Source organism: Embleya sp. NPDC005971 (assembly GCF_040629175.1).
In the GTDB taxonomy this organism is placed as follows: domain Bacteria; phylum Actinomycetota; class Actinomycetes; order Streptomycetales; family Streptomycetaceae; genus Embleya.
Window position 1 is genome coordinate 20,208 of record NZ_JBEXUX010000098.1, and the last position, 7,723, is coordinate 27,930.

2 protein-coding genes are annotated in these 7,723 nt (G+C 74.0%); one reads left to right on the forward strand and one right to left on the reverse strand.

The features are described 5' to 3' along the window. Positions 1–5 precede the first annotated feature (5 nt). Complete coding sequence (locus ABZ374_RS44530) at positions 6–5,477, forward strand: type I polyketide synthase (protein ID WP_360323621.1); 5,472 nt, start codon at positions 6–8, stop codon at positions 5,475–5,477. 316 nt (positions 5,478–5,793) lie between these two features. Here the strand turns inward: ABZ374_RS44530 and ABZ374_RS44535 are convergent. Continuing rightward, a partial coding sequence (locus ABZ374_RS44535; RefSeq protein WP_360323623.1) for a thioester reductase domain-containing protein occupies positions 5,794–7,723 on the reverse strand: 1,930 nt, incomplete at its 5' end.

Consider the following 7,723-nt stretch of genomic DNA (forward strand, 5'->3'; position numbering starts at 1 on the left):
TTCTTGTGAGTAACGAAGAGAAGCTGGTCGAATACCTCAAGCGGGTCACGGCCGAGTTGCAGCAGACCAAGCAACGCCTGCGCGACACCGAGCAGGCGAGCCGCGAACCGATCGCCATCATCGGCATGGCGTGCCGCTTCCCCGGCGACGTCGGCTCGCCGGAGGACCTGTGGCGGCTGCTGGACGCCGGCGGCGACGCGATCGGCGAATTCCCCGTCGACCGGGGCTGGGACGCGGAGTCGCTCTACGACCCGGACCCCGACACCCCCGGCCGCACCTACACCCGAAGCGGCGGATTCCTGCGCGACGCGACGGAGTTCGACCCGGAGTTCTTCGGGATCTCGCCGCGCGAGGCGGTCGCGATGGACCCGCAGCAGCGGCTGCTCCTGGAAACCTCGTGGGAGGCGCTGGAGCGGGCCCGGGTCCGCCCCGCATCGCTGCGCGGCGCCCGGGTCGGGGTGTTCGCCGGAGCCATGGCACCGGACTACGGCCCCCGACTGCACCAGGCCGCCGGCGGCGCGGAGGCGCATCTGCTCACCGGCACCGCGAACAGCGCCGCGTCCGGGCGGATCGCCTACACCTTCGGGTTCGAGGGCCCCGCGGTCACCGTCGACACGGCCTGCTCCTCCTCGCTGGTCGCACTGCATCTGGCGGTGCAGTCGCTGCGCCGCGGCGAGTGCACGCTGGCGCTGGCCGGCGGTGCCACGGTGATGTCCACCCCGGGCATGCTCGTCGCGTTCAGCCGCCAGCGCGGACTGGCCTCGGACGGGCGCTGCAAGTCCTTCGCCGACGCGGCCGACGGCACCGGCTGGGCCGAGGGCGTCGGCATGCTCCTGGTCGAGCGGCTCTCGGACGCGCTGCGGCTCGGGCATCCGGTACTGGCCGTGGTGCGCGGCAGCGCGGTCAACCAGGACGGCGCGTCGAACGGGTTGACCGCGCCGAACGGACCGTCCCAGCAGCGGGTGATCCGGCAGGCACTGGAGAACGCCGAGTTGTCCGCCACGGACGTGGACGCGGTCGAGGCGCACGGCACCGGAACCGGCCTCGGCGACCCGATCGAGGCCCAGGCCGTCCTGGACACCTACGGCCCGAACCGCGACCGCCCCCTGTGGCTCGGATCGTTGAAGTCCAACATCGGCCACACCCAGGCCGCCGCCGGGGTCGGCGGCGTGATCAAGATGGTGCTCGCGCTGCACCACGGGGTGCTGCCCAAGACGCTGCACGTGGACGCTCCCTCCTCGCATGTGGACTGGTCCTCGGGGGAGGTACGGCTGCTGACCGAGCGGCGGGAGTGGCCGCGAACGGACGCGCCGCGGCGGGCCGCGGTGTCGTCGTTCGGGATCAGCGGTACGAACGCGCACGTGATCCTGGAGCAGGCGCCGGCGACCGAGCCGGTCGAGGCGGTCGAGCCGAGGGAGCGGACCCCGCTGCCGCTGGTGCCGTGGGTGCTCTCCGGCCGGACCCCCGAGGGGCCGGCCGACCAGGCCGGGGCCCTGCTGGCCGCCGTGGACGGGCTCGACCCGCTCGACGTCGGGTTCTCGCTGGCGACCACCCGGACGGCCTTCGAACAGCGGGCCGCGGTGGTGGCGGCGGACCGGGACGGGCTGCTCGCGGGCCTGCGGGCGATCGCCGCCGGGGACACGGTCGCCGGGGTGGTGCGGGGTGTCGCGCACCCGGGCCGGACCGCGTTCGTGTTCGCCGGACAGGGCACCCAGCGGCTCGGGATGGGCCGCGAACTCTACGCGGGGTTCCCGGTGTTCGCGGCCGCGCTGGACGAGGTGTGCGCCGGGTTCGACGGCCTGCTGGACCGGCCGCTGCGCGAGGTACTGCTCGCGGAGCCGGAGCCGGAGCCGGAGCCGGAGCGGGAGTCGGGGCCGGAGCCGGAAACGCAGACGCAGACGGGCGCCGGACTGCTGGACCGCACCGGCTGGGCGCAACCGGCGCTGTTCGCGGTCGAGGTCGCGCTGACCCGCCTGCTGGGCTCCTGGGGGGTGCGGCCGGAGGTGCTGGCCGGGCATTCGATCGGCGAGTTGTCGGCGGCGTTCGTCGCGGGACTGTGGACGTTGGAGGACGCGTGCCGCGTGGTGGCGGCGCGAGGCCGGCTGATGGAGGCGTTGCCGGCGGGCGGCGCGATGGTGTCGATCCGGGTCGGCGAGGACGAGGTCGCCTCGATGGCGGCGGGCGCCGAGGTCGGCATCGCCGCCGTGAACGGCCCGGAATCGGTGGTCGTGTCGGGCGAGGAGGCCGCCGTGTCGCGGGTCGCCGAGCACTTCGCGGCCCTGGGCCGACGCACGAAGCGGTTGCGGGTGAGCCACGCGTTCCACTCGCCCCTGATGGACCCGATGCTGGCGCCCTACCGCGAGGTGCTCGCCCGAGTGGAGTTCCACGAACCGGTGTTGCCGATCGTGTCGACGGTCACCGGCGAGCCGCTGCCCGCCGAGTCGGTGTGCTCGCCGGAGTACTGGGTGCGCCAGGTCCGCGAGCCGGTGCGGTTCGCCGCCGCGGTGCGTCGGCTCGGGGACGACGGGGTGACCCGGTTCGTCGGCGTCGGCCCGGATGCCGCGGTGACCGCGATGGCCGAGGGGTGTTTCCCGGAAGGGGACGCGGTGTCGGTCGCGGTGCCGGTGTTGCGCGCCGATCGCCCGGAACCGGCCACCGCGACGACCGCGTTGGCCACCCTGCACGTGCACGGAGTGGAGGTGGACTGGCCCGCGGTGTTCGCCGAGACGGGTGCGCGCACGGTGCCGGTGCCCACCTACGTGTTCCGGCGCGACCGGTACTGGATGGAGGTGCCGGCGCAGGCCGGCGACCTGCGCGCCGCGGGCCTGGCCGCCGGGGAACACCCGCTGCTCGGCGCGGTGTTGGCGCTGCCGGAGTCCGGCGGGACGGTACTGACCGGCCGGTTGTCCCCGCAGGCCCAGCCGTGGCTGGCCGACCACGCGGTGCTGGGTCGGGTGATCGTGCCCGGCGCGGCGTTCGTCGAGATGGTGCTGCGGGCCGGCCGTGAGGTCGGGTGCGACCTGCTCGACGAACTGACCGTGCACACACCGCTGGTGCTCGGGGAGCGCCACGGGGCACAACTTCAGGTCGTGGTCGAGCAGGCCGACGAGTCCGGACACCGGGCGGTGTCGGTGCACGCCCGCACCGAGCACGGCGACTGGGTCCGGCACGCGGACGGTTCGTTGTCCGACTGGGCACCGCCCGCCGGGTTCGAGGCCGGGCACTGGCCGCCGGAGGGGGCGCAGGAGGTCGCGATCGGCGACCTGTACGCCGACCTCGCCGCCCGCGGGTACGACTATGGACCGGCGTTTCGCGGGTTGTCCGCGCTGTGGCGGCTCGGGGACGAGGTGTTCGCCGAGGTCGCGCTGCCGCCGGAGGCGGCGGCCGACGCGGATCGGTACGGCCTGCACCCGGCGCTGCTGGACGCGGCGCTGCACGCGGTCTGGTTCGGCTCCTTCCTCGACCGGATGCCGGGCGCCGTCCTGCCGTTCGCGTGGTCCGGGGTGTCCCTGTCCGCGGTCGGCGCGTCCGCGCTGCGGGTGCGGATGTCGGCCGCCGGCGCGGACGTGGTGTCGATCCGGCTCGCGGATGCGAGCGGTGTGCCGGTGGCGTCGGTCGACGGCCTGCGCTTTCGGCAGATGCCGACGACCGAGCCGGGTACGCCCGCGGAGTCGATGTTCCGGGTGGAGTGGTCGGCCGCGCCCGCCGAGCCGGTGGAGCCGGCCCGGTGGACGCTCGTCGGGGAACTCGCCGAGGTCGGCGCCGATCCGGACGTGGTGTTCCTGCGCTGCCCGGCCGGCCCGGACGCCCGGGAGGTCACCAATGTGGTGCTCACCGCCGTGCAGGAGTGGCTCGCGGACGAACGCTTCGCCTCCGGCACGCTCGTGTTGGTGACCGAGGGGGCGGTCGGGGCCGAGCCGAAGGAGCCGGTCGACGGGCTGGCCCAGGCCGGTGTGTGGGGCCTGGTGCGGTCGGCGCAGACCGAGAACCCCGGCCGATTCGGGCTGGTGGACGTGGACGCCGAGTCGGTGCCGTGGGACGCGGTGGCGGCGCTGGTCGGGCAGGAGCCGCAGTTGGCGGTGCGCTCCGGTCGGGCCCTGGTGCCCAGGCTAGTCCGGGCCGAGGTGGGCGGCGCCGGCGCGCCGACGGCGGCGTTCGGGACCGGCACGGTGCTCGTCACCGGCGGGACCGGCACGCTCGGCGTGGTGGTGGCCCGGCATCTGGTGACCGTGCACGGGGTGCGGCGGTTGTTGCTGGTCAGCCGCACCGGCGCCGGGTCCGCGCGGGGCGTCGAGCTGGCGGCCGAACTGACCGCGCTGGGCGCCGAGGTGGTCCTGGCCGGTTGTGACACGGCCGACCGCGCCGCGCTGTCCCGATTGCTCGCCGCGATCCCGGCCGAGGCCCCGCTGACGGCGGTCGTGCACGCGGCCGGCGCGCTCGACGACGGGGTGCTGACCGAGCTGACCGGGCAGCGACTCGACGTGGCGCTGAACCCCAAGATGGTCGCCGCGTGGAACCTGCACGAGCTGACCGGCGATCTGGACCTGTCGGCGTTCGTGATGTTCTCCTCGCTGTCCGGCCTGATCGGCCCGGCCGGTCAGGCGAACTACGCGGCCGGCAACGCCTATCTGGACGCCCTGGCGCAGTACCGGCGAGCCCGGGGCCTGCCCGGGGTGTCGCTGGCCTGGGGCATGTGGGCCGAGCGCAGCACGATGACCGAGGACCTGACCGAGGTGGACCTGGCCCGGCTGGCCCGGCTCGGGGTGACCCTGTCCTCGTCGGAGCAGGGCGTCGCGCTGCTGGACGCGGCACTCGGTCTGGACGAGCCGCTGCTGGTTCCGGTCGCCCTGGACCTGGCCATGGTGCGCGCCCAGGCGGAGGTACCCCCGATCCTGCGGCGACTCGCGGGCCGCGGGGTGACGCCGCGTGCGCCGCGGGCGTCGCGGCCGGCCTCGGCCGGTGCGGGCGCCCTGTCGGACCGGCTGTCCGGCCTGGCCGAGGAGGACCGATACGAGATCCTGCTCGACCTGGTGTGCACCCGGATGGCCGACGTGTTGCAGTACGCGGCGGGACGGTCGATCGATCCGGATCGGGCGTTCTCCGACCTGGGGGTCGACTCGGTGTCCGCCGTGGAGTTCCGGAACCGGCTCGGCGCCGAGACCGGCCTGCGGCTCGCGCAGACGCTGGTGTTCGACCACCCGACGGCGGCGGCCGTGGCGCGCGAGCTGATGCGCCTGCTCGCGGCTCGCCTCTCGACGCCGACGGGCTCGGTGCTCAGCGAGCTGGACCGGGTCGACTCGGCGCTGACCATGTCCTCGGCGACCGGTCGGGACGGGGATCGCATCGCCGATCGCCTGGAGGGTCTGCTGCTGAAGCTGCGCGCCTTCCGGGACTCCGCCGACCGGCCCGACGAGCGGCTCGACGTCACCGCCGCGACGGACGAGGAACTCTTCCAGTTCCTGGACGGCAACCAGTAGGCCCGGATGCGCCGGTGGACTCGCACCGCGGGTCCACCGGCGCCGATCCGGTGGCGGTGAACGGTCCGTCGGGGGTGTCCGAGCACCCTCGGCGGACCTTTTCACGTCGGGCCGCAACCCCGAGCCGGCCGCTCGCCGGGCACCGGCCCTCGCGTGTGCGGGCTCTCACATGTGCGGGCCCATACGGGCGCCGACCGGGCGCGGCCGGGTATGCCGAAGGGGCCGGCGGGCCCAGGTGCGTGGCGAGCCGTCGAAGGCAAGCACACACCTGGGCCGCATCCGGCCCGTTCGGTCCCACCGGTCGGCGGGACGGCACCTACCCGAGCTTGCCCGGCGCCGGGAAGTAGCCGGCGCCGGCGAAGAACTCGGTATACCTGGCGAACAGTTCGGCGTCGATCTCCGGGCAGGCGATGCCGGTACCGGCCAGGGCGGCCTCCGTCTCGTCGACGTCCATCCGCATGTACAGCGCCTCGCCGGCGGTCATGTAGCTCCGGAAGATGTCGATCGTCGGGAAGAGCGCGTTGTCCCGATCGGCGCGGACCGTGGCGACGAACTCGTCCCAGGGCACCTCGTCCAGGACGTAGCCGGACTCGCGCAACCGCTTCACCATGTCGGCGTAGCCGACCGCCACCGGGTTGAACAGGTGGAACGTGCGGCCGTTCGTGGTACGGGACAGCGCCAGCACGGCCGCGCTGACATAGTCCACCGGCACCATCGGGAACAGCGCGTTCGCGCCGATCGGCATCGCCCGGGCCTGGAGGCTGCCCTTCAGGCTCAACCAGACGAAGTCCCGGGTCTGGCAGGCGCCGTTGGTCTGTGCGCCGGAGATGACGTCGGCGCGGTAGATCGACACCGGCAGGCCGCGGGCCTGGGCCAGCGCGATGATCTTCTCCGCGACGTACTTGCTCTGCCGGTATCCGTTGGTCAGCTCCTCCGGCGGGCCGGTGGGATCCTGCGGGGTCAGCCCGGCGCCGTCGGGCGCCGGCCTGGCGAAGACGCCGGTGCTCGACACGTAGTGCAGCGGAACCGTGCGATGCAGCGCGGCGAGCCGGAGCGCCCACTCGGTGCCGGTCACGTTGGCCGCCTTCAGCGACGTGTACGGGTGCAGCCAGTTGACCGTCGCGCCCGCGTGGTAGACCACGTCGACCTCGCGGGCGAACCGGTCGAACCGGTCCTCGCCCAGGCCCAGTCGCGGTTCGGCGAGGTCGCCGGTGACGACCGACAGTCGGTCGAGGTCGATCTCGTCCCAGATGCCGTACCAGGTCAGGTTGGCGCGCAGCCGATCGAGCGCGGCCTCCTCGTCGGCGCCGCGGACCAGGCAGTGCACGGTGGCCCCGGTCTCGCGCATCAGGTCCCGGAGCAGGAACGCGCCGACGAACCCGGTCGCTCCGGTGAGGAATACCTGCCCGGGATCGGCGACCACGGTGGTCACCTCGTCGGCCGGGACCACGTCCTCGGCGAGCCGGATCTCGGCCGCGAAGTCCACGCCGGACCGTGTGGTGCCCTCGGTGCGGCCGGCGAGTTCCACCGCGAGGAAGTCGATCAGCGCCGCAGGGGTGGTGTGGTCGAACAGCAGGGTCGGCGGCAGGCGCAGACCCGTCTCGCCCTCCAGCCCGTTGCGCAGTTCGACCGCGGTCAGCGAGTCGAACCCCAGCTCGGTGAATACGGTCGTGGGGGTGATGCGATCGGTCGAGCCGTGGCCCAGCACCGCGGCCACGGCGGTGCGGACCAGATCGAGCAGGACTTCCCGTCGGCCGGACTCGTCGAGCGGGGCGAGCCGTTCCGCGAGCAGCCCGGTGTGCTCGGCCGCCGCGCTGATCACGCGCCGGCCCGACCTGCGGACCAGACTGCGCAACACCGGGAGGATCGGGCCCGGTTGCCGCTCGATCAGGGCGACGTCCAGGTGCATCGGCACCGTCGTCGGGTGGGCTGCGGCGAGCGCCGCGTCGAACAGCCCCGGGCCCTCGACCGGTGAGATCGGCCGCAGCCCGGCCTGGGTCGCCCGGCTCCGGTCCACCTCGGTCAGTCGGGACGCCATGCCGTGTTCCTGCGCCCAGGCACCCCAGGCGAGCGAGTGGGCGGGCCGCCCGTTCGCCCGGCGGTGCTGGGCGAGCGCGTCGAGGAACTGGTTGGCCGCCGAGTAGTTCGCCTGTCCCGGCGAACCGACGACGCCGGCGACCGAGGAGAACAACACGAACATGGCGAGTGGTTGGTCGCGGGTGAGTTCGTGGAGGTGCCAGGCGGCA